Here is a 23,564-nt window from a genome sequence, read left to right as displayed (position 1 = left end):
GAGGTTATCCCAGTAGGTCGGCTGGGTTACAACAGAAAAAATCTTCGGCTTTCATACCACCTTCGCCATCAACCAAGGAGTTGATAGGATGGAATTTGTCTCTAAATACTGATAGGGCGGTGTTAGTGGTCTCGCTATTGCTTTTTACCTCGATGGTGGCAATTCTACCGTTCTTGTGGATAATGAAACCTACCTCGTCGTTTCCCTCTCTCCAGTAGTTGAGATGGTAGCGATGAGTAAAGGCATAATTAATCAGGTGACCCCAGCATCTTGGAGATTTCCTATCATCTTGGTCAAAGATACAATTTCTCCCGAATAAGAAGCTCCCAATTCAAATGTTTGGCGTAGTAGTGCAGGCTTATTGACCACGGAATTGTATAAGATGTCTTTGTTAATGGTTGCATCGACAATAGTGCTATGGACATAAGCTCGCCATCGTTCTTCATTCTTGATGAGCGATGCACTTCCCGGATAGCCTACGAAGAAGATGTATTGTTCTAAAGAATAACCAAAAGCATCGCGCATTTCGGGGTACGACCAGTGCGACATTCTTATTTCTTCGAAGCGTCCCATGAGCGACTCTGATAGTCCGTGGAGGAGCATGATGCGCGAGGAACCAAGCAGGATAACCTTGATATTGATACCGTTAAAAGTATCGGCATCCCATTCGCGTTTTACGGCTTCGCTCTAATTATTAATTTTTTGTATCTCGTCTATGATGAGTATGCATTCTTGAAGTGCCTCTAATCTCATCTTGGCTCTTACATTTGCCCAACAATCTCCTATCCAATCGGTTTGTGTGGCGGGTATGTTGTCGGCTGTAAAAAAGGAAAATGGCAAGTCGGTGTCATTCAATACTTGGCGAATAAGTGTTGTTTTGCCAACTTGTCGTGGTCCCATAACTACTTGGATGAATTGCCTCGGCTCTTTCATTCTTTGCATTACCGTATGATATTGACTTCTTTTATAGACCATACTCTTTATATTTTTCGACACGAAATACAATATTTTACTCAACGGACTGAGTAATTTTACTCAATAGACAGAGTAATTTTACTCAATAGATGGCGTGAAATTAGTATAAATTATTAATTACATATTCCGTTAAGAAAGAACGGATTCGATTAAAATCATCTAATCGTTGTATAAATTCTGTATTTAATTTTGTGTCAAAACATTTCATTGGTAGCCTCATTGTTTTCTCCAATAACTCTCCGACATATTCTATACCAATATTGAAATTAACTTTGCTTAATACGACAGAACTTAAAGTATTGGATAATATATAACCCCCAAAAAAAGATAGCTGAACAAGAGATAATCTCAATATCGTATGAAGGTTTTTCTCCACAACTCCTTTATCAATGATTGATTGATATAAATAAGGAATCATCCAACTACATAACATTGAAATTATTAGTAATACAAGAGATTTATATATTTTAGTTTTAGACGTTACATATTTTTTTTAAAGTGACACTGCAATAGACCAATCATTCTTTTGTTTTGGAAAATTTGTTTCATAAAAAATAATTGTTGGTTGAGTAAGTATCACAATCCCATCTTCTTTTTCTTCAAGCCAGTATCTCTTTATTTCTTTTTCTGTAAATTTTATTTTTCCATTAGCAGGATCAGCAATATAATACGAATAGGTATTATCTCGTTCTTTTTTAACTTTATATAAAACAACAAAATGATTGCTATTCCAATGTAGAATAACTGGAGACTGCATCTTAACAATTGTTGCAAAGTTGCTTTTGCAACAATTGTATTAAGACCTAATTCCGTTGCTCTATTCTTAACATCTCTGATTGTTATGCCAATACGAGATATGCTAAGACCCTCTTTTATATTTTGTAGCGAAACAGGCTTTCCATAGAATGCACAGAGCATCTGCAAGCATACGGCTCCACAGTCTGTACTCTCCATTTGCCAAAGTGATTTATTTTTTTAAAAATTTACTTTTAATAATTAATATCAATTCCTCGTTCTATTCCCTCATTGTTCAAGGAGCGTTTGGTATTGTTTCGTTTTTTGCCAAAATCAAGCCTATAACTCACGCCCAACAACAGCATATTAGCATTATCCTTGATACATTGGCTGTATTCTTCGGGGTGGACGTCTGATACGACGATATTCTCATAAACACTGCCTCGCTTTGTGAACATATTCACCCCTGTAAGTGAAAAGTGCCAGTTCTTGTACTTATACTGAATCTTGACAGTGTTCCACCTATCCTTTGTGCTGTATGAGTTTCCTGACAAGATATAGTCGGGCTGTATCTGATACATAGCAGTTATAAGCCAATTACCGAAAGACAACGTCCCATTCAGGGATGCGTATAGTCGGTTCCTGACATAACTCTTATCTGTCATGGTGATATGCAAATTGTTCCAACCTACGTTCCCCCATACTGTTGCAAACCCGAAAAGCTCTTGTGTTGCTAAGTTCAACTCAAGATTGAATTGGTCGTTATGCTGTCCGTTAATGGGGCGACTCATAAACATATCATAATACGGACTTGAAACATCACTGATATAGCTATAAGTATAGTAGATAGGTTTCTCTGTCCTGCTGTAAGAAGCCCACAAAGAGCCCGTAAAACGTTTATCAGCATATCGTACATACACCCTGTTCCTAATGTAGGAAGACGGTTTCAGGTCTGGGTTACCCTGCCGGATGGTAATGTCGTCAACCCTTTGTGTCAGGGCAGACTGCTGCGTAACTGACGGCAGCGACGGTTCGAGCATCAGCAGATAATTCAACGTCAGACGTTGTGATAGCGGATAATTGACAACGATGTTTGATTTCAGCCTTACAGCATCTGTCTTGTACGAGTTGTTGTTGGCATGATTGTAAATGCCGATAGCACTAAGGCCGTAATTCAGACGCTTGATTTTTCCCTGGAGTTGACCGTACACCGACAGCCTGTTCTGAGTGATTTTACCCTTACCTAAAATCCCATTCTCTGTTTGTTCGTTGTCGGTACTGTTATAATACTCCTTGATTCCCAAGGCTGCGACAAGGTTCTTGAGGGTTTTAGAATACATCATATCGGCAGTTAAACGCCACGACTTATCGTTTGTTAGCGACAGTACGGAATCATCGGGCAACGGACTTTGATATAAGTTGATGTATCGACGGTTATAATCCCCCGACCCATATATGCCATACACATTGGCTTCAATGTATTGTGTTTCGTCTATCTGTTTTTTGAAGAACAAATCGATTGTGGGCAGACAGTATTTCAATTTTTTGTGCGTCAGGTTCTGATATTTTGACAGGTTACCCATATATTGCTGCGTGTTCCATGAATCTTCATCCATCTTTTGATTCTCAATTCCAAAACCAGCCTTTGCCGCAAAAACCGTATTAGGATCATGCATATAGGTATAACCCAATGATATCGTATTCCACCAGTAGCGGAAGTCGCCGGGTATTCCGTTTCTTTCTCTCAAGACTGGGGCATTCCGTCCGATAAACTCACTGGAAGAGTTTATTTCCCTCTCATCGTAATCTCTCCAGTTGGTGCTATAATTGAGTTCCCATTCGGATTTCTTGCGATAATACTCCAAACCAATATTGCCATTGAGAAAACCTGCATTAGCCCCTGTCAGCACATTGGCGATGACCGATCCCCCATCACCTCTCGGATTGAGTATCACATTAATCACCCTGCGGTTTTCATATCTTACGTCAGGATTGTCATGGTATTCAATACGTAAGATACGTTGCGGGTTTAACGCCAAGAAATGACTTAGACTACACGGTCTTCCGTTAATCTTAAAAACAGGTGTCGCATTATCCACCTGAACCGTTTGCAAAGACTCGTTCACCGTCAGTCCCGGCATTTTATATTGCATGTCGCTCAACAGTGACAAACCGTTGGCTGCCCGGTCCAACTCCTTTCTTGACGGGATGATGATATATCTGTCTGGCTTTTGAATGACCGTTTGGGCAGTGACAACAACCTCTCCCAAACTCACTTCCATAGGTTTAAGTTCTATTGTACCCAAATCTACAAACTTACCGTCAGTTCCCGATATTCTGATGTAGACCGTGGTATAATCCTCTTTCGATATTTCGATTGTCAATATAGAATCAGTGACGTTTGCCGATGAAAACATCCCCGATGGGTCGGTTTCAACCCCGACAACCACCTTCTTCATACTGTTACGTCCGATAACCAAGGCTTTCCGTATCGGCTTACCCTTTTCGTCAACCACAGATCCCTTTACTACATATGCATGCAAGAATATGGATTGCAATAACATAACCAAAGCAAAAAATATCTTTCGCATAGTCTAATTTTATTGTTAGTACCCGTTGGCAGAATTAAGTATGCACTAAATTAATTCCACCAACGGGTTTTTATGAGGTTTTTTCTTACCTCTTTTCGTTTTCCTCTTCTTGCTCGTTGAGGTCTTCACCCCAATGCACACGAGCCTCACGCTTTTCGCGTTCGCGTACTTCCAATACTTTCTGTGGGTAGAAAATCATGCGGAGCGACTGGTTGTAGTTGAAGTAGTTCCATATCCAGTTGAGCAATACCACCACCTTGTTGCGCACGCCCAAGATGGAGCGTAGGTGCACTAAGAGCCACATGAGCCATGCGATGAAACCGCTCAAACGGATACTTGCGAACTCGGCTACAGCCTTATTGCGTCCTACGGTGGCCATCGAACCGAGGTTCTTATAATGGAATGGTTTCAGTTCTTTGCCTTTTTCGAGTCGGCGAAGGTTTTTACCGAGGTTTACCCCCTGCTGGATAGCTACTTGAGCCAGCTGTGGATGACCGTTGGGATAGGCTTCGTCGCCACTCATAATACACTGGTCGCCGATGCTGAATACATCTTCTAATCCCTCTACTTGGTTGAATTCGTTCACCTTGATACGTCCGCCGCGCCCTAAAAGAGCATTGTCGAGATTGCCGACAGGCTGTCCTTTGACGCCACTCACCCAGATGAAAGTACGTGTAGAAATGCTGCTACCGTCGGCCAACATCACTTTGTGATCTTGGTAATCGGTTACCATCTTATTGAGTAGTACGTTGACACCCATGTTACGCAGGTATTTCTCTACCTCATCAGACGATTCTTTAGAGAAAGCAGGGAGTAATCGGTTGCCCGCCTCGATGAGGTAGATATTCATGAGCGACGCATCCAAGTCGGGATAGTCGTGAGGTAAGATAGTGTTCTTCATCTCTGAGAGCACGCCAGCCACCTCTACGCCCGATGCACCACCACCAACAACGACAACGTTCAAGAGTTCTTGTTGTTCCAATTTGGTAGCACAGGTGATGGAACGCTCTATGTTTGAGAGAATGGCATTCTGCAATCCCATGGCTTCAGATACCGTTTTCATGGGTACGGCATTGTGCTCTACGTTCACGTTTCCGAAGAAATTGGTGGTTGCTCCAGCCGAGAGTACGAGGTAATCGTACTCCACTTTGCCGATGGAAGTTTGTATAATCTTCTTGTCAGGATATATCGCACGCAGCTCGGCCATACGGAAATATAGGTTCTTACGGTTTTGAAAGTTCCGTCTGAAAGGGAAAGAGATGGAGCTGGGTTCCATTCCTGCCGATGCTACTTGGTAAATCAATGGGGGGAATTGATGGTAGTTGTTCTTGTCGATGAGAATCACTTGATAGTCGGCTCCTTTCAACTTGTTAGCCAGTTTTAGTCCTCCGAATCCGCCACCAACGATAACTACTCTCTTTTGATTGCCTTTGCTAATATTTAAACTCATATCCTATATACTTTAAAACCATTGCAAAATTACTCAATTTTAGATAAATATACTCTACTCACTTATGATTATTTTATCGCTGCAGATATTTTTCAGTATTGCTGCCTCGACTTTTCAGTGCTGTTGAATGGGCTTGGCAGCAATTCTGATGAGCCGTAGCAGTAGCCCCACCCCAACCCTCCCCAAAAGGGGAGGGGGCAAAGGTAAGAGTTAAAAGGTAAGAGATGTAGAGCCAGAAAGTTTTCCGTCTTACAAGCAAATAAGCCTCTTAGTATACCAATCTATACTAATATAGGTGTAAAAGGTACAAATACCACTTATTTTTATTACTTTTGCAATCAGAATATAATCAAGGGAATGACGGCTCATGTTAACCCGTTTTTGGCACAGTGAAGAGCGGTCGACCTACAAAACAATACGACAATGGAATACAATTTCAGAGAAATCGAGAAGAAATGGCAAAAGCGTTGGGTGGAGAATGCTACCTATCGTGTGACTGAGGACAAGACACGTAAGAAGTTCTATGTGCTCAATATGTTCCCATACCCATCGGGTGCCGGCTTGCATGTGGGCCATCCACTGGGCTATATAGCCAGCGACATCTATGCTCGCTACATGCGTTTGCAAGGTTATAATGTGCTCAATCCGATGGGATACGACGCTTATGGTTTGCCGGCTGAGCAGTATGCTATTCAAACAGGGCAGCATCCGGCCATCACAACCGAGCAGAATATCAACCATTATCGCGAACAGCTCGACAAGATTGGATTCTGTTTCGACTGGGAACGTGAAGTGCGTACTTGCGAACCGGGGTATTATAAGTGGACACAGTGGGCCTTTGAGAAGATGTTTGAATCGTATTATTGCAACGAAGAACAGAAGGCTCGTCCCATCACGGAGCTTGTGGAATATATCTCAAAGAATGGTACCAAAGGCTTGACAGTGGCTCAAAGCGAGGACTTGGACATCACGGCCGAGCAGTGGAATGGCATGAGCGAGAAGGAACAACAGCAGGTGTTGATGAACTACCGTATTGCTTATCTAGGCGAAACAATGGTTAACTGGTGTGCCGGACTGGGTACGGTGTTGGCCAACGACGAGGTGGTCGATGGCGTAAGTGTACGCGGTGGCTATCCCGTGGTACAAAAGAAGATGCGCCAATGGTGCTTGCGCACATCGGCGTATTCACAGCGTTTGCTCGATGGATTGGACAGTGTAGACTGGACTGACTCGTTGAAAGAGACCCAGCGTAACTGGATTGGTCGTTCGGAGGGTACCGAGGTGAAGTTCAAGTTGGCGAAAGCAGTGTCTGACAAGTCTGTTTTATCCGACCAATCTGACCTTTCAGAGTTCATTATCTTCACCACTCGTGCCGATACGATGTTTGGTGTTACGTTCATGGTATTGGCTCCTGAGAGCGAATATGTGGCTCAGGTAACTACCGATGAGCAGCGTGAAGAGGTGGAGAAGTATCTGGAATACGTGAAGAAGCGTACCGAACTCGACCGTATGAGCGACCGAAAAGTGACGGGTGTGTTCTCTGGTAGCTATGCCATCAACCCATTCACAGGCAAGCAGGTACCTATTTGGATTAGCGAATATGTATTGGCCGGCTATGGAACAGGTGCCATTATGGCCGTTCCGGCACACGATAGTCGCGACTATGCGTTTGCAAAACATTTCAATCTGCCTATTATCCCGCTGATTGGGGGAGCCGATGTGAGTGAGGAAAGTTATGATGCCAAGGAGGGAATTGTATGCAATTCGCCGGCTCAAGGAGAGTCGAGTTGTGGTTTGGTGTTGAATGGTTTAAGTGTCAAAGAAGCCATTGCAGCCACAAAAAAATATGTTGAGAGCAATGGATTGGGCCGTGTGAAGGTGAATTATCGCCTCCGCGATGCCATCTTCTCGCGTCAACGCTACTGGGGAGAGCCGTTCCCCGTGTACTATAAAGATGAGATGCCTTACATGATTCCGGAAGAATGCCTGCCGTTGGAGTTGCCCGAAATCGATAAATACGAACCAACGGAGACGGGCGAACCACCATTGGGACGTGCTAAGATGTGGGCGTGGGACACCGCGAACAAGAAAGTGGTAGACAAGAGTCTTGTAGACAACGTGTCGGTATTCCCCATCGAGCTCTATACCATGCCCGGATTTGCGGGTAGTTCGGCTTATTATCTGCGCTATATGGACAACCGTAACGATGAGGCTTTGGTGTCGAAAGAGGTCGATAACTATTGGCAGAACGTAGATTTGTACGTCGGTGGTACCGAACATGCGACCGGACACCTTATCTATTCGCGCTTCTGGAACAAGTTCTTGTATGATATGGGCGTGAGTTGCAAGGAAGAACCGTTCCAGAAACTCATCAATCAAGGCATGATACAGGGACGCTCCAACTTTGTATATCGGGTGAATAACGCCGACTCGGCCAAGGCTCCTGTCTTCGTATCGTTGGGTTTGAAAGACCAATACGAGACCACTCCGATTCACGTCGACGTGAATATCGTGAATGCAGATGTACTCGATACCGAGGCCTTTAAGGCTTGGCGACCGGAATATAAGAATGCAGAATTCATCCTCGAAGACGGTAAATATATTTGTGGTTGGGCTGTGGAGAAGATGTCGAAGTCTATGTTCAACGTTGTCAACCCAGACATGATTGTCGATAAATATGGTGCCGATACACTGCGATTGTACGAGATGTTCCTCGGCCCGGTGGAGGCTAGCAAGCCTTGGGATACCAATGGTATTGATGGATGTCACCGTTTCTTGAAGAAACTTTGGGCACTCTTCTGGGATGCACGTGGCGAGAATGACACGTTCTTGGTCAATGACGATGCTCCTACCAAGGACTCGTTGAAAAGCCTACACAAGTTGATTAAGAAAGTAACCGATGATATTCAGAAGTTCTCATACAACACTGCTATCAGCGCTTTCATGATAGCTGTGAACGAATTGAGCCAGCAGAAGTGTCATAGTCGCGAGATATTGCGTGCGTTGACCATTATCATCGCACCGTTTGCACCGCATATTGCCGAAGAGTTCTGGGCTTCGTTGGGCGAGCAGGGTAGCATTTGCGATGCACAATGGCCGGCTTTCGATGAGCAATATCTGGTGGAAAGCGAGATTCAATTGGCCATTTCCTTTAACGGAAAGGCTCGCTATCAAAAGACATTTGCGGCCGATGCAACCAAGGAATTCATGGAGAAAGCCGTGTTGGAAGATGAGCGTAGTCAGAAATATCTAGAGGGAAAGAGCATCGTAAAGGTGATTGTCGTGCCCAAGAAGATAGTTAATATCGTACTTAAATAAATCAGTATATGAATTTACCCTTTAACATTAGCCCCGTCATACGCGACGAAGTCAGGGACTATCTGTACTTGACACTGGGACTACTGCTCTTCTCTTTCGGGTGGGCAGTGTTCCTCTTACCATACGGAATCGTTACCGGTGGTGTGACGGGTATTGCTGCTATCATCTTCTATGCGACGGGAATACCGTTGGCTTACTCCTATTTTGTGCTCAATGCGTTGTTGTTAGGTGTCGCATTGAAGATACTTGGAGTAAAGTTTTTGATGAAGACCATCTATGCAATCTTGGTTCTTTCGCTGCTTCTTGATGTTGCTCAGAAAGCCGTTACACAGCCCGATGGCACGTTGCTTAGAATACTTGGCGATGGTCAAGACTTCATGTCGCTCATCCTTGGTTGCTCGTTTACGGGTGCATCGTTGGCCATTGTGTTCCTACATAACGGTTCAACGGGTGGTACGGACATCATTGCTGCGGTGGTCAACAAGTATCATAACATCTCTCTGGGGCGTGTATTGATCTTCGTAGACCTTTTGATTATTGGTAGTTCTTACCCTGTTTTCGAGGATTGGAGGAAGCTGGTGTTCGGTCTTTGTACGATGGTTATCGAGAATTTCGTACTTGATTATGTGATGAATGCGCGTCGAGAGTCGGTTCAGTTCATGATATTCAGCAAGAAATATCAAGAGATTGCCAATGCCATTGGTACACAGATGGATCACGGTGTGACCATTCTCGATGGGCATGGATGGTATACCGGACAGGAAATGAAGGTGCTTTGTATTCTTGCCAAGAAGCGAGAAAGCCAGTATATCTTCCGTCTTATCAAGATGATTGACCCTAATGCGTTTGTCAGTCAGTCGGCCGTTATCGGAGTATATGGTGAAGGTTTCGACGAGATGAAGGTGAAAGTACCTAAGGGTATAGAAAAGAAATGAAGATAGTTTTTGCTACCAACAATGCTCATAAACTCGATGAGATTCGACGAATATTGGGCAATCGCTTTGAAATAGTGTCGCTTGCCGATATCGGTTGTCATGAAGATATTCCCGAAACAGGCGATACTTTGGAAGCAAACGCGTTGCAAAAAGCGCAGTATGTGTACGAACATTACGGCTTGAGTTGCTTTGCCGACGACACAGGGTTGGAGGTTGAGGCGCTCGATGGAGCCCCCGGTGTGCACAGTGCACGCTATGCTGAGGGTACCGATCACGATTCCGAAGCTAATATGGCGAAGTTGTTGAGAGAGCTAGAGGGTAAGGATAATCGCCGCGCACAGTTCAGAACGGTGATTTGTTTGATTCAGAATGGCCCTCTCCGTCTCCCCAATGAAGGGGGAGTGTCTTCTCCTTTATCGAAGCATTCTCATGCTTATCAAACAGCAAATCGTGCTAACTATGGTATCCTAAAAGCTTTTAGGGAGGAGAACATTGGTCATACGACAGATGCCGAACGTGCATTATGGGATGCTATCAAGTGCGAAAATCTTGGTTTTAAGTTTCGCAAACAACATATAATAGGTGATTATATTGCTGATTTCGTGTGTCTTTCTGTGGGCTTAATAGTAGAAGTTGATGGTGAATATCATCGCTCTTACGACCAGCGAATTACCGATGAGCAACGTACACAAGACTTAAACAAATTGGGATTTGAGGTTGTTAGGTTTGCCAATGAAGAAGTTATTGAGAATATGGATGGCGTAATTCAAACTATTAAAAAACATCTTAGTGAATTACAAACACTAAAATTTGCTTCTCAACAAACTTCCAAAGTCTCCTCCTTAGGGGACGATTCAACAGGGACAATGACAGCATCTTATTCTGATTCTAGTCTTCAAGTCTCCCCTTCAAGGGGAGATTTAGAGGGGCCTATCTTCTTCTCTGGTTCTGTTTCCGGCACCATTGCACACTCAAAGAGTGGAAGTGGGGGATTCGGATACGACCCGCTGTTTGTTCCGGAAGGCTATGATAAGAGTTTTGCGGAATTGGGTGCTGAGGTGAAAAACAAGATTTCGCATCGCGCCAGAGCCGTGGAGAAGTTGGCAGAGTATCTCCATTCACTCGAAGAATAGGACGTCTTGATTACGCAGCTGTCGATACTTCTGCCCACCTACAACTGCTATTGTATGCGTTTGGTGGCCGCATTGCATGCTCAATGTGCTGCCATTCGTGCTTTAACATTTGAGATAATCGTGGCCGACGATGCTTCCACGGAGCACCGCTATGTGGAAGCTAATCGCTCTATTTGGCAGTTCGACCACGTGTCTTATATCGAATGCGAAGTCAATCGTGGTCGTTCGGGTATTCGAAACTTCCTTACTGCGCAATCACATTATCCCTTTTTGCTCTTTATTGATGGCGATTTGGCGCTCGATAATCCTCATTTCATCTTGCAATATCTATCCTCACAGGCCGATATCGTGGTAGGTGGAATAACTATTGGAGGCACTGTAGAACTTTGGAAGGACAATCTTCGATGGCTCTATGAGAAACGGTCGGAGTGTAAACATACCGTCGAAAGAAGACAACAGTACGGTTTTCGGCAGTTTCGTAGTACTAATTTCCTTGTTCGTAGAGTTGTTGCCGAGCGGTGTCCGTTTGATGAAAGTATCCGAATCTACGGTTATGAAGACGTGTTGTTTGGCAAGTTCGTTGAGCAACAGGGCTTTACTATTGCGCATATTGACAATCCCGTGCAGCTCAATGAGTTTGAGTCGAACGCTCTTTTCTTACAAAAAACAGAGCAATCTTTGCGTGTTTTATCCGGTTGTCGCAATCGATTGCAGGGTTATTCGTCCTTACTTCACGTGATCGAAATACTTCATCGGCTTCGATTGCATCCCTTTTTCAAACAGCTATACCATCTCTTTGGTTCCCGTATCAAACATAGGTTGGAAGGCAATAAACCCAATGTTTTTCTGTTAAATATATACAAGCTTCTCTTTTTAGCTAGCCTTATCAATCCTAAAGAAGACGTATGAAACAACGAATATTCAATTTGATAACCTTCCTTTGTGTCGCTTGTACTGCCTTACAAGCCGCGTCTATCGGCACATGGAAGGCTTATCGTGCTTACAGTGATATTACCGATGTGCAGCAAGGTGGCAATATGCTCTATGTGTTGGCATCTAAAAGCCTGTACACTTACAACAAAAATGACCACAGCTTGCAACTTTATGACAAGACCAATGGGTTGAGTGGTACCGATATTTCGTTTATAGCATGGTCGCAAACTGTCCGTAAACTTATCATTGTTTATACCGACGGGAACATCGATTTGCTCTCTGCTGATGGGCGAACTACCAATATTTTAGGCTATTATAATGCCAGTATTGCCGGCGATAAAACGATCTATGGGGTTGATATCAACGGCAAATTTGCCTATCTTTCCACCGGTTTCGGAGTTGTCAAGGTCAATATGGACAATGCCGAAATAGCTGAAACATATCATCTCGGATTCCGTATAGACTATACATATATTGATGGTGCCAAGCTGTATGTGGCTTCCAGTGTGCAAGGACTTTATGCCGCTGCACTCTCAAGTAATTTGCTTGATAAGGCAGTATGGGCTCGTGTGGGCGATTATCAAGCCTGTGTAAAGTCGATAGACGATGCCCTCTTGACGCAAGTAAAGTCGTTGAAGCCCGGTGGTCCCAAGTATAATGATTTTGGTTTCCTACTTTTTAAGCATGGAAAACTCTATTCAGTTCCGGGATATGCAGATAATCTTCCGGCTGTTATCCAGATATTTGATGGGAGCGACTGGGCTGTGACAAATGAAAAACAACCGTCATTGAACCACGTATTTGTGAACTTTGCGGCGTTGAGTGTAGACCCCACCAATGAGAAGCATGTTTTTGCTTGTGGGCAAACGGGGGTATATGAGTATCTCAACAACGAGATGGTGAAGGAGTATTCCAATCATAATAGTCCGCTACAGACGGCTTCCACAGTAGGCAACAATAATCGCAATTATGTTGTGACAACTGGACTTTGCCATGACAATACAGGTAATCTGTGGGTCATGAATAGCATTAGTCCCTCCACGTCTATCCTTGAATTGAAGAATGACAATACGTGGGAAGCTTTTTACCATAAAGAGTTGATGGTCTATAACAACCGTTCTTGGGAGAATATGGCGGATGTTATGTTTGATAGTCGTGGTCTCATGTGGTTTGTCAATAACTTCTATCGTGTACCGGCATTGGCCTGTTATCAGGCGGCTACCGATGTTATTAAGACTTATCCTACTATTACTAACCAAGACGGAACGCCCCTCCAAATAGGTTATGTGCGTTGTGTGGAAGAAGATTTGGATAAGAATATATGGGTGGGAACGAATGTCGGACCTGTCTATCTATCTGCTTCCGAGATAGCAAATAATGGAAATACATTCACACAAGTGAAGGTGGCGCGTAACGATGGTACCAATTTTGCCTCCTACTTATTAAGTGGTGTGGATATTCTCTCAATGGCTATAGACGGTGCCGGGCGCAAATGGTTCGGTACAAATGGCAATGGTGTCTACCTCATCAGTGCTGACAACCAGACTGAGTTGCAACATTTTGTGGCATCAAGTAGCCCACTTCTCTCCGACGAGGTACAGAGTATAGCCATTGACGATGCCTCCGGTGTGGTGTATTTCGGTACATCCAAGGGACTTTGTTCGTATCAAAGCGATGCCACCAAAGCTGCCGCTATCATGACCAAAGAGACGGTCTATGCCTATCCGAACCCTGTTCGCCCCGACTATACCGGGCCTATCACGGTAGTGGGATTGACCTATGATGCCGATGTTAAGATAGTTTCGGCAGCCGGATATTTAGTTAAACAAGGGCGCAGCAATGGTGGTACGTTCGTTTGGGACGGCACCGGTACGAATGGAAGGCGTGTCCCTAGTGGAATATATATGGTACAAACGGCTACGCAAGATGGCGATAAAGGAACGGTATGTAAGATTGCCATCATTAATTAACCAGTATTATGCGACAGTATATACATACTCATTGGGCTATTGCCATTATTCTATGCTTCTTCCCTGTTGCCTTATGGGCCCTGCTACAGTTACAACCTACATTTGATGATTGGACTTACTTGACGACTCCCTACACCGGAAAACTATCGGAAGTCATTTTTCCTGCAGGCGTCTATTGGCGTCCGTTCGACGGATTGATAGGCTATGTGCTGGGCTTCAATTACCATCTATTCCCTGCGCTCAACCATCTGATAGTGCTCTTGGGACATACTTTGGCTGCCGTATGTGTATTCCTTTTGTGCCAAAAATTGAAGTTTAAGGCTGCTTCTACAAACATAGCTACCTTGTTTTTCTATCTTGCTCCGGGCATGTTGGGCACGGTGTTGGATATCGATTCCATTAACCAGACTTACTCAGCTTTGTGGGGATTGATAGGACTTCTACTTTTTTTGCGTTATCAAGGTAGCGTTCGTATTGCTTGTTATGTCGTTTGTTGTTATTTTGCAGTGCTTTCCAAGGAGAACGGAATCCTTTGGTTTGCCATTATCCCTCTCTTTGCTTGGGGAACCAATAGGCTTTCCATGCGTTGCTTATGGCAGTTTGCCGGTCTTGCATTTGGCTGCATATTGCTGTATGGTATTGCAAGATTGTCATTGCCCAACAGTGGGATGTATGTCAACAATGAATATTATAGTTTTGCTTTGGCAGTCAAGATCAAGAATATCGCCAAGTTTGTGGCAGTTACATGTGTCCCTACTGATTATGTAGGTCTCATGCGTCGAAGCCCTATTGGTATTGCCGGTGCAGTCTTAACCTTCTTTATGGCCATGCCGTTTTACCTGTCATTGTTTGCTTCAAAGGTCCGTTATTGGCGCGAACGGACGTTTTGGATGTTCCTATTCTGCATTTTCTTAGGTGCTTCCATTCACTTGGCAACTATCTTTACCGTCATGCATGCCTACGCTTCTTTAGGTTTGGAAGCTCTCTTGGTAGCCTATCTGCTAGATAAGCAAACAGTCTCTAAGCGTATCATAGGTTTCACCTTATTATATATGGTGTCTGCTTTCATGATAGCCACTTCCCATTGGGATGCTGCAAGAGCAGCAGGGCAATTGGCTCAACGTATGGGAGAGAACACGCTGCGAGTGCTCAAAAATCCAGTTGATAGCGTTTATAGCATCACGTTGGAAGACACTGTAATACGTTATTCTTCGTTCCTTGTACCTCCTGCCAAGGCTTTTGGTTGGGGTAGAGCTGCCATACATGCAAGCGAATACCGATGGCCGAAAGAATGGAAAGATACATTGATACAGCGTGATAATAAGGCTGCTATCCCACGATTGGTAAAACTTGCACATCAAAAGGGCTATCGCTGCGTGATGGTTTATGATGGGGAGAGAATGAAGGTGGTGTCTCGATAGTTTCGTATTATCACTTGCCTGCATATCTCTTTAGTGTACAAAGATACTCTATTAGATTTAGTCTTTCCAAACAAATAGCATATTATTAGTGCATACATAGCAATGGTTCTTGGAAATGATGTTTCCCGTGCTAACCTATAATATATTGTGTCATTCGATAAGACTTATTAAAAACAAAGGGATTACCATTCATCTCAAATGGTAATCCCTTACTGTTAGCACCACGACTGGTGCCTATTGACTAAATTAGAGAGTTATGCTTACACCGCCATACCATGTTGCACCGTATACTGGAGCATACATGAAGGCTGCATCATCGATATGTTTGCCTGTTACGATGCTTTTCACATCACCAAAAAGCATCGCGTCTGTATCTTGCGCCACGCAGTGTAGCACTGCCATCAAGGCAAAGAGTGCTACGAAATACATTCTTTTCATATTATTGAAGTTACTGTTTTATCCGGTGCAAAATTATACTTTGTTTTATATATCAACAATACTTAAAAGTAGGTAAACATTTCTTGATTTTCTGTGGTATTGAGTTTTTAGGTATTATAAGTAAGTATTGTAAAGTGTAAATATATGCTTTCAGATGGAATTGTTTACCTTTGTGGTATGAAGAAGGTTTGTTTTTCATTTTTATTATGGTTGTTAGCAATGCCATATTGGGCTTTGGCGCAACAGTTAAGTCGCATGGCGCAAAGCTTAGAACGCCGTGGTTACGTGAATGTGAAGCAAGTTGAGCCTACGATTCAAGTGAGTCTGATGTATGGGCGTGCCGATAATTTCACGGGGCGGGTGCTTTACGATGACTTGCGCGAGGCTTACTTACATCCCCAAGCAGCCGCAGCACTGGCACGAGCACAGCGTCGGTTGAAGCAATTACGCCCCGACTTGTCACTCAAGGTGTACGATGCGGCTCGTCCCATGAGTATCCAACAGAAGATGTGGGACTGTGTGAAGAATACGTCGAAAGATATTTATGTGAGCAATCCGGCGCATGGTGGCGGTTTACACAACTATGGGTTGGCGGTTGATATCACTTTGTGTGATGCGCGAGGTGACACGCTTGATATGGGAACGAAGATAGATTATATGGGTGCGGCAGCTCATATAGACCGCGAAGATGCACTGGTGGCCGAGCGCAAAATCAGTCGTCGGGCACGCGATAATCGCCGATTGTTACGTCAAGTGATGCGTTATGCCGGTTTCAGAGGACTGCGCACGGAGTGGTGGCATTTTAATTTTAAGAGTCGGGCAGAGGCGAAACGTGCCTACCAAGTGATTAAATAAGGAGGATAGATTTCTGAATTTTGTCCAAAGGACAATTCTTTTAATTACCGTAAACCTAAAGGCTTACAGTAATTAAGTGGTTGTCTTTTAGACAGTATACTATTACAAATTAATCCTCAACACACTTCATATTTTGAGCCAACTGGGCTACGGAGCTGGCTCCGACGAGCACACTTGTCACGCCTTGTTGTTCTAAAATCCATCGCAAAGCTTTCTCTGCGAGTGTGTGTCCGGCTGCTTCGGCCTCTTGGTTCCATGTTCTGAGTTGCGCAAGAAGTTCGGGTGTGAGTCGCTCTTCGGGCAATGATGTGTGATGAGCCATGCGACTATCAGCCGGGATACCGTCTAGATAACGGTTGGTAAGCAGTCCTTGGGCAAGCGGAGAGAAGCTGATGAAGCCGATACCATGGGTGCGGCAATATTCCAATTGTCCTTCGTCCATAGGCTTACGGTTTATCATATTCAGGCAATCTTGGTAGATAAGCAACGGCACATCGCGCTTGCGTAGATACTTGTCGGCTTTCTTCAAGGCTTCCAACGGCCAACGGCTGATGCCCACATAGAGTGCTTTTCCCGCGCGTACAATATCTACTAAGGCTTGCAAAGTTTCTTCGATAGGGGTCTCTGGGTCGAATCTATGGCTGTAGAAGAGGTCTACATAGTCCAAATGCATGCGTCTAAGACTTTGGTCAATGCTTGCCATGAGATACTTACGAGAGCCCCATTCACCGTAAGGACCGGGCCACATGTCGTATCCGGCCTTTGAAGATATGAAGAGTTCGTCGCGATATGGGCGGAAATCATCGTCCATCAAGCGCCCCATTGTTTCTTCTGCCGTGCCGTAAGGAGGACCGTAGTTGTTGGCCAAATCGAAGTGGGTGATACCATGGTCGAATGCGTAGTGGGTGATAGCGCGGCTTCGTTCGTAAGGGTCTACGCCTCCGAAATTGTGCCAAAAGCCCAGTGAGATACGTGGAAGTTTCACTCCTGTGTTGCCACAACGGGCATAGAGTGTGCCGGAATGGTCGTAACGCTCTTCCGCTGCTGTGTACCGTAGTTTGAGATTCATGCTCTTTGTAGAATTAGTAGTTAGTAGTGAAGAGTTAGAAGTTTTTAGAATGAGGAATTAGGAATGAAAAGCTGTATCTTATTTTAATCAACTTCTCACTCCTAAATCCTCACTTCTCACTCTTAACTCAAAACTTTGTCGCTTTCAATCAGATTGAGTAGATGTTCCACGGCCACCTCTTGAGGGATGTTTCTCTCTACACATTCCTGTCGGCGATAGAGCGAAACCTTGCCCGGACCGGCTCCTACGTAACCGTAATCGGCATCGGCCATCTCGCCCGGACCGTTCACAATACAGCCCATGATACCAATCTTGAGACCCTTCATATCCTTGGTTGCCTCACGAATTTGGGCGATGGTCTGTTGCAAATTATATAAGGTGCGACCGCAACCGGGGCAGCTGATGTATTCTGTTCGGGTGGTACGAAGGCGCGAAGCCTGCAATATTCCATAGGCGGTTTGGTCGATGAAGCTTTGTGGAATGGTACCATCGTTCATCAGCCAGATACCGTCGGTGAGTCCGTCTATCATCAATGCGCCCATGTCGGCTGCTGCTTCGAGCTGCAAATCGCTCTTTTCAAGCTGTGAATGGCGATACATCTGTGCGAAGATAACAGGGTTTTCAACTCCCGCATTCATCATCTCGTGAACCAAAGCACGCTGCTCTCCTAATCTGTTTTGGTGATTTGAAGCACATACGACCACCACTTCTGGGTGACTCTTGAGGCATGCCAAATACTCTTCTGTGGGACAGCCATATTGCAGAACGAGGAATTTGAGCGGAGCAGAAACTTGTCCTATAAATGGCATAGCGCTTACCGGGAAGATGGGGAAGATGTGAGAAACGTCTCCACCTTGGCTTGCTAATTCGGCGTATGTGTTGAAATCGAGGATGTAGTTCTGCCCGGGGAACAACTTGTCGGGCATTGCCGAGCCGGCATAAATATAGTCCGGACGTTGCGAGGGAGTCTGCTTGTCGCGGCTATCGTCGTTTCCCAGATTACCGATAACCACAGGAACCTGTGTTCCACCCACGTGGTGTACGGGTTTGGTGTGGCGTCGTTCAGGGCGCAACCAGTCGAAACCGGTATATGGCTCGGCCGGAATGAGCATGTGACCGCTATGCTTTCCGAGGTAATCTACCAAGTGACGAGCCACAGGAATCTCGCATTCCGGCTCCTCGCTGAGCGATACACGAATGGTATCACCGATGCCATCGGCCAATAAAGCACCAATTCCTACAGCGCTTTTGATACGTCCATCTTCGCCTTCTCCGGCTTCCGTGACGCCCAAATGCAGCGGATAGTGCATGTCTTCGCGCTCCATCGTGTCGACCAAGAGGCGCATGCTGCGTACCATGACCACCGTATTTGATGACTTGATGGAGATGACTACGTCGTTGAAATTTTCTTTTTTGCAGATACGGAGAAACTCCATACAACTCTCAACGATACCTTCCGGTGTGTCACCATAGCGGTTGCGAATGCGATCAGAGAGCGATCCATGGTTCACACCGATACGAATTGCCGTGTGATTCTCCTTACAAATGTTGAGAAACGGTACGAATCTATCCTCTATCTTCTTTAACTCTTGCGCATATTCCTCGTCGGTATATTCCAACTTAATGAACTTGCGAGCAGGGTCAACATAGTTTCCCGGATTCACTCTTACTTTTTCTGCGTAGTGAGCAGCCACATCGGCTACGTTGGGATTGAAGTGTACATCGGCTACAAGTGGGGTGTTGTAGCCACGCGATCGAATGCCCGCGTTGATGTTTTTGAGGTTTTCTGCCTCCTTTGAACCTTGTGTTGTGAGTCGCACGAGTTCTCCTCCTGCGCGGATGATACGCTCTGCTTGTTCCACACAAGCATCGGTATCGTTGGTGTTGGTGGTCGTCATCGACTGTACACGGACAGGATTTTCGCCGCCCATGTCGATGGCTCCGATATGTACAACGGACGATTTGCGCCGTTGATAATTGAATAAATCTATCATTAGTTGGTCTTGAACTTATAGTCCTTTATATCTGCTAGCTCTGCATTTGCTTTCTCTATCTTTTGTCCCAAAGACGCTTTCCAAGCGTCAACTTTGGCTGCCATGTCGGCATCGGAGACCGCAATGATTTGCGCCGCTAGGATAGCTGCGTTCTGAGCAGCATTTATTCCCACTGTAGCTACGGGTATTCCGGGTGGCATTTGGATTATGGAAAGCATGGCGTCAAGCCCATCCAGCATGCCCTTGATAGGCACTCCAATGACGGGAAGTGGGGTAGATGCGGCGATAACACCGGGCAAAGCGGCCGACATTCCAGCTGCTGCTATGATGACTTTGATACCGCGTTCGCGAGCACCTTTGGCAAAAGCTTCGACCGCAGCGGGCGTTCTATGAGCCGAAAGAGCATTCACTTCGAAAGGTATCTCTTGATTTTCGAGCCATTTACAAGCTTTTTCCATGACGGGCAGATCGCTTGTGCTGCCCATGATAATACTCACAATAGGTTTCATATAAATGGATGTTTAATTATATAATTGCTATGGCGACAAACGCCAATAATAGTCCTAAGAAGAAGCCCGCAATGATTTGGGCCAATGAATGTTGCCGCAGAATCATGCGACTGGTACCTACCAAGCCGGCCAATATCATGACCAAGCAAAGCCACCATACCGGGTTGAACTCGAAGATGAGGGCAAATGCCATCAGCGCACCGGCTACTCCGCCACTCGCAACAGCATGGGTAGAAATCTTCCACCATACGTTTATCAGTGCACAGATAATCTGAATGACGAGCGCTGCCACCAAGATACCACCCATAAAGTGGGGCACATGGAGCAGATTCATCAGATAATAGCAGGCAAAGTAACACAATATGGAGATGACGTATGGCACCATTCGGCGCTCGCGAGCACCCAATTCGATGAGTGTCCACCCATGATAACGACGATACATGTGTATGAGTAGGGTAGGCGTAAGGATGGTAAAAAGATAGACCATAGCCAAAACGGAGAGCTTATAAGATAGCGGAAGCATGCTCAGATAGCTGAGTACGAAGAGTGCTACCAGTCCCAATAGTGGCAGATAGAAGGGCGAGAAGATGATACTTATAATTCTCGCAGCCGTTATAAGGTCCTTTTCTTTCATTACCTATGGTTAATCTAAAATCTTCAATTCAATTATTAATCTTTTATTCTTATTCTCTTTTTTGTCTCCCAAAAGCTACGTTTTGCGCAGTCGGGCAACCGGTAAGCCGAGTTGTTCGCGGTATTTGCCCACCGTACGTCGGGCTATCGGATAGCCTATCTTTTTCATTTCGGCCGTCAATAGGTCGTCGCTCATAGGCTTACGTTTATCTTCTTTGTCGATAATCTCTTTGAGTGCCAACTTGATTTTGCGTGTAGACATCTCCTCACCTTCCTCTGTCGTGTAGCTATCGGTGAAGAAATAGCGCAGTGGAAATGTTCCCCATCGTGTTTGGGCATACTTTACATTGCTTACACGACTGATGGTTGAGATGTCCAATCCCGTCTTGTCGGCAATGTCTTTCAGTATCATCGGGCGCAAATCGGCTTCGTCTCCGTCTTCGAAATACTTGTATTGCCAGTCTATGATAGCTTTCATGGTGACTGTAAGCGTGTGTTGTCGCTGCTTCACTGCCTCGATAAAGCCTTGTGCTTTGTCTACTTTACCCTTGGCATAGAGCAATGCCTCTTTCATCTGGCGGCTCATTCCGGCTTTGTTGTTCTTGTAGGTTGCCATCATATTGGCAAATGATTCCGAGACATGCAGCTCCGGAATATTCCCTCTATTTAGCGAGAAACTCACGCTACCATCATCGGCTGTGTCGATGATAAAGTCGGGTGTAATTTGGTGGACGTTCCGTCCTTCGGTCTCACCAAGTGATGCTCCGGGTTTCGGATTGAGTCTTATGAGCTCTCGATGCAACGTTTCGGTCTGTATATCGTTCAGTCCTAGTTGGCTTTGAATCTTATCCCAATGCTTGCGGGTGAATTCTTCAAAATAGTCGTTGACTACACGTTGCATGTATTCTTTGAGCTTATTATCGGGTCGACGGTCTATTTGTAGTAATAGACATTCTTGTAGTGAGCGTGCTCCGATACCTGCCGGGTCCATCGTTTGCAGCAATCCGAGCAAGCGTTCTATTTCCTCTTCGGGCACATCTATATTATGGTATACGGCCAATTCGTCGCAAATGCTGTCCAAATCTTTGCGCAACAAGCCGTCGTCATCAAGACTTCCGATGAGATATTCCATTACTTGGACATCTTGTTCTGATAGCTCCATCATGCCCATTTGCTCTTTTAGTTTGTCGTAAAACGACGTGGTGTCGCCATAAACCATCTCTTCGTAGTCGGCATTTTGGTTATTGCTGCCGCTGTAGGTCTGTGGCATTTCGTCGTCGCGCCCTATGTTTTCGAGGGCGGCATCGAGTGCATCTTGCCGCTCTTCACGCTCGTTCTCTGTGTCGAAATCATCATCTTGGCTGTCTAGACGGTCGTCTACAGTCGACTCCGGCATCTCTTCGTCGCCTTTTTCCAGTGCCGGATTGTCATCTAGTTCGGCATTGATACTTTCCTCAAGCTCCGTCAATGGCATTTCCAACAGGTGCACATTGAGCATCTGCTGTTGCGACAAGCGTTGTACTTGCGCCAGTTTCTGTTCTTGAGTTTGTACGAGTTTCTGTGCCATAGCCTATTCTTTGAAGTATGCCGAGAGTTGCGCTGCCATCGAGGAGAGTTCCTCCGGATTGCCATTGCCGTATCTGTTCCATACGCGTCGGCATGGTTCGAGTAGTTCATGTGGTTGTTGAGGCCGAGCGAGATAGGGATCGCAAAGTTGGAAAGCCTCCATCGCTGCTACCACATGTTGCACGTCTATGCCCATGAGCCGGCTTAGTTCCACCACTTCGGGTGTCTCGTCCACCATCGTAATGGGCGTGAGTCGGAAGTATAAGTCGAGTATCATGATGAGCATGGTAGGTGTCAACGGACAGCTAACAGATACCGGCCGGAAGTCGCTCTCGAATGTTTCGTGGATGTCCACACCCTCGTAGAAAGCGTCTGGTTGGCCGAATCCGCACATGGTTCGTAATTTTCCTACCTCTTTAGCCAACCGTTTCGGGTGCGTAGCGTATGTCTCCCACAACATTTTCATGCTAGGTGTGTCGAGCCTTCTGATGTGAAACATCTGTTGATAAAGAAATGTTGGTGGTATATGCAATTCCATTCCCACGTCGACCAAGGCTCTCGAATAAAGTGCCTTTACGCCAACGGGCTTCTTTAGGTATAGCTGTAAGAGAATCAGCCAGTATGTATCTTCCCACAAAGGATGCATGACCATCGCTCTTTCTTTTTATCGCAAAGATAGTGTAATTTGCAGACAAAAGCAAAGTTTTACTTTGATTTTGTTGAGATACCAGCCTATGTTGGGGGAGGAATGTGGGATGCCACGTCTCTACAGAAGCCTCTCCCCATCCATTATCTCCCTCATTTACTGTCGCACCGGCTGAGCCGACTGCAACTACTCGGTCGATGACCGTTGGTTCTCCAAAAGGAGAGGGAGTAAGAAATAGACCTTTTCTGTCCCACAACTAAAGAACTTATCAACTCGAAGCCATCTCCCTTCCCTTTTGGGGAGGGGCGGGGTGGGGCTGTAAAGGACTGAGGTTGGGCTGTTGCACCGCCTCTTCAGCATCGCTGCCTCGGCTCTTCAGCACTGCTGTTCGGA

At 45.2% G+C, this 23,564-nt stretch carries 15 protein-coding genes and 5 pseudogenes; 8 read left to right on the top strand and 12 right to left on the bottom strand.

Annotated elements, in window-relative coordinates:
* Positions 1-4: 4 nt before the first annotated feature.
* From AC1EK4_RS06035 to AC1EK4_RS06015, 5 genes and pseudogenes are all read right to left on the bottom strand, one after another.
* Positions 5-975: pseudogene (locus AC1EK4_RS06035) on the bottom strand (ATP-binding protein).
* A gap of 100 nt (positions 976-1,075) precedes the next feature.
* Positions 1,076-1,441: an ABC transporter transmembrane domain-containing protein gene (locus AC1EK4_RS06030; protein ID WP_369793933.1), complete on the bottom strand. Its 366-nt coding sequence runs from the start codon at positions 1,439-1,441 to the stop codon at positions 1,076-1,078.
* A gap of 27 nt (positions 1,442-1,468) precedes the next feature.
* A pseudogene (locus tag AC1EK4_RS06025) lies at positions 1,469-1,893 on the bottom strand (cysteine peptidase family C39 domain-containing protein).
* Positions 1,894-1,964: 71 nt separating this feature from the next.
* Positions 1,965-4,301, bottom strand: a complete 2,337-nt coding sequence (locus AC1EK4_RS06020) for a peptidase associated domain and porin domain-containing protein (protein WP_062434254.1) — start codon at positions 4,299-4,301, stop codon at positions 1,965-1,967.
* Between the two features lie 85 nt (positions 4,302-4,386).
* Positions 4,387-5,751, bottom strand: coding sequence for an NAD(P)/FAD-dependent oxidoreductase (locus tag AC1EK4_RS06015; protein ID WP_036898219.1), 1,365 nt, complete (start codon positions 5,749-5,751; stop codon positions 4,387-4,389).
* Between the two features lie 423 nt (positions 5,752-6,174).
* Between AC1EK4_RS06015 and leuS the strand changes: the two genes are divergently transcribed.
* The 7 genes and pseudogenes from leuS to AC1EK4_RS05980 all read left to right on the top strand — a co-directional run bounded on the left by leuS (position 6,175) and on the right by AC1EK4_RS05980 (position 15,461).
* Positions 6,175-9,069: a leucine--tRNA ligase gene (leuS, locus tag AC1EK4_RS06010; RefSeq protein ID WP_480357410.1), complete on the top strand. Its 2,895-nt coding sequence runs from the start codon at positions 6,175-6,177 to the stop codon at positions 9,067-9,069.
* Between the two features lie 8 nt (positions 9,070-9,077).
* Positions 9,078-10,004 carry a YitT family protein gene (locus AC1EK4_RS06005; protein ID WP_036898225.1) on the top strand — a complete coding sequence of 309 codons (927 nt, stop codon included), beginning with the start codon at positions 9,078-9,080 and terminating at the stop codon, positions 10,002-10,004.
* Positions 10,001-10,780, top strand: a pseudogene (locus tag AC1EK4_RS06000) (non-canonical purine NTP pyrophosphatase); the annotation flags it as partial. The gene AC1EK4_RS06005 and the pseudogene AC1EK4_RS06000, both read left to right, overlap by 4 nt.
* Before the next feature lie 156 nt (positions 10,781-10,936).
* Positions 10,937-11,137 (top strand): annotated as a pseudogene (locus tag AC1EK4_RS05995) (non-canonical purine NTP pyrophosphatase); the annotation flags it as partial.
* 6 nt (positions 11,138-11,143) lie between these two features.
* Positions 11,144-12,046, top strand: a complete 903-nt coding sequence (locus tag AC1EK4_RS05990; RefSeq protein ID WP_480357409.1) for a glycosyltransferase family 2 protein — start codon at positions 11,144-11,146, stop codon at positions 12,044-12,046.
* Positions 12,043-14,040 (top strand): type IX secretion system anionic LPS delivery protein PorZ, encoded by a 1,998-nt coding sequence (gene porZ, locus AC1EK4_RS05985; protein WP_480357408.1) that lies wholly within the window; start codon positions 12,043-12,045, stop codon positions 14,038-14,040. Before AC1EK4_RS05990 ends, porZ begins: the two co-directional genes overlap by 4 nt.
* 8 nt (positions 14,041-14,048) lie before the next feature.
* Entirely contained in the window at positions 14,049-15,461 is a 1,413-nt protein-coding gene (locus tag AC1EK4_RS05980; protein WP_480357406.1) for a hypothetical protein, read from the top strand.
* Between the two features lie 246 nt (positions 15,462-15,707).
* On the opposite strand, the pseudogene AC1EK4_RS05975 reads toward AC1EK4_RS05980, so the two are convergent.
* A pseudogene (locus AC1EK4_RS05975) lies at positions 15,708-15,788 on the bottom strand (TonB-dependent receptor domain-containing protein); the annotation flags it as partial.
* Positions 15,789-16,076: 288 nt separating this feature from the next.
* Here AC1EK4_RS05975 and AC1EK4_RS05970 point away from each other — a divergent pair.
* Complete coding sequence (locus AC1EK4_RS05970) at positions 16,077-16,754, top strand: M15 family metallopeptidase (RefSeq protein ID WP_480357404.1); 678 nt, start codon at positions 16,077-16,079, stop codon at positions 16,752-16,754.
* Between the two features lie 109 nt (positions 16,755-16,863).
* Here the strand turns inward: AC1EK4_RS05970 and AC1EK4_RS05965 are convergent, their stop codons facing one another.
* The 6 genes from AC1EK4_RS05965 to AC1EK4_RS05940 all read right to left on the bottom strand — a co-directional run bounded on the left by AC1EK4_RS05965 (position 16,864) and on the right by AC1EK4_RS05940 (position 23,177).
* Entirely contained in the window at positions 16,864-17,823 is a 960-nt protein-coding gene (locus tag AC1EK4_RS05965) for an aldo/keto reductase (protein WP_036898239.1), read from the bottom strand.
* Between the two features lie 122 nt (positions 17,824-17,945).
* The gene (locus AC1EK4_RS05960; RefSeq protein ID WP_480357403.1) at positions 17,946-19,817 is read right to left on the bottom strand and encodes a 4-hydroxy-3-methylbut-2-en-1-yl diphosphate synthase; all 1,872 of its coding nucleotides are present in this window, start codon (positions 19,815-19,817) and stop codon (positions 17,946-17,948) included.
* On the bottom strand, positions 19,817-20,326 hold the full coding sequence (purE, locus tag AC1EK4_RS05955; RefSeq protein WP_480357401.1) for a 5-(carboxyamino)imidazole ribonucleotide mutase: 510 nt from the start codon (positions 20,324-20,326) through the stop codon (positions 19,817-19,819). The genes AC1EK4_RS05960 and purE overlap by 1 nt, the downstream gene beginning before the upstream one ends.
* A 16-nt stretch (positions 20,327-20,342) precedes the next feature.
* Entirely contained in the window at positions 20,343-20,960 is a 618-nt protein-coding gene (locus AC1EK4_RS05950; protein ID WP_036898245.1) for a phosphatase PAP2 family protein, read from the bottom strand.
* A 75-nt stretch (positions 20,961-21,035) separates the two neighbouring features.
* Complete coding sequence (rpoN, locus tag AC1EK4_RS05945; RefSeq protein WP_480357399.1) at positions 21,036-22,526, bottom strand: RNA polymerase factor sigma-54; 1,491 nt, start codon at positions 22,524-22,526, stop codon at positions 21,036-21,038.
* Between the two features lie 3 nt (positions 22,527-22,529).
* Positions 22,530-23,177, bottom strand: a complete 648-nt coding sequence (locus tag AC1EK4_RS05940) for a hypothetical protein (protein WP_036898250.1) — start codon at positions 23,175-23,177, stop codon at positions 22,530-22,532.
* Positions 23,178-23,564: the final 387 nt, after the last annotated feature.

It is taken from the genome of Prevotella sp. C0026C3 (assembly GCF_056590795.1).
Note: the sequence above shows the minus strand (reverse complement) of the source record. Positions and strands in the feature narration are given on the sequence as shown.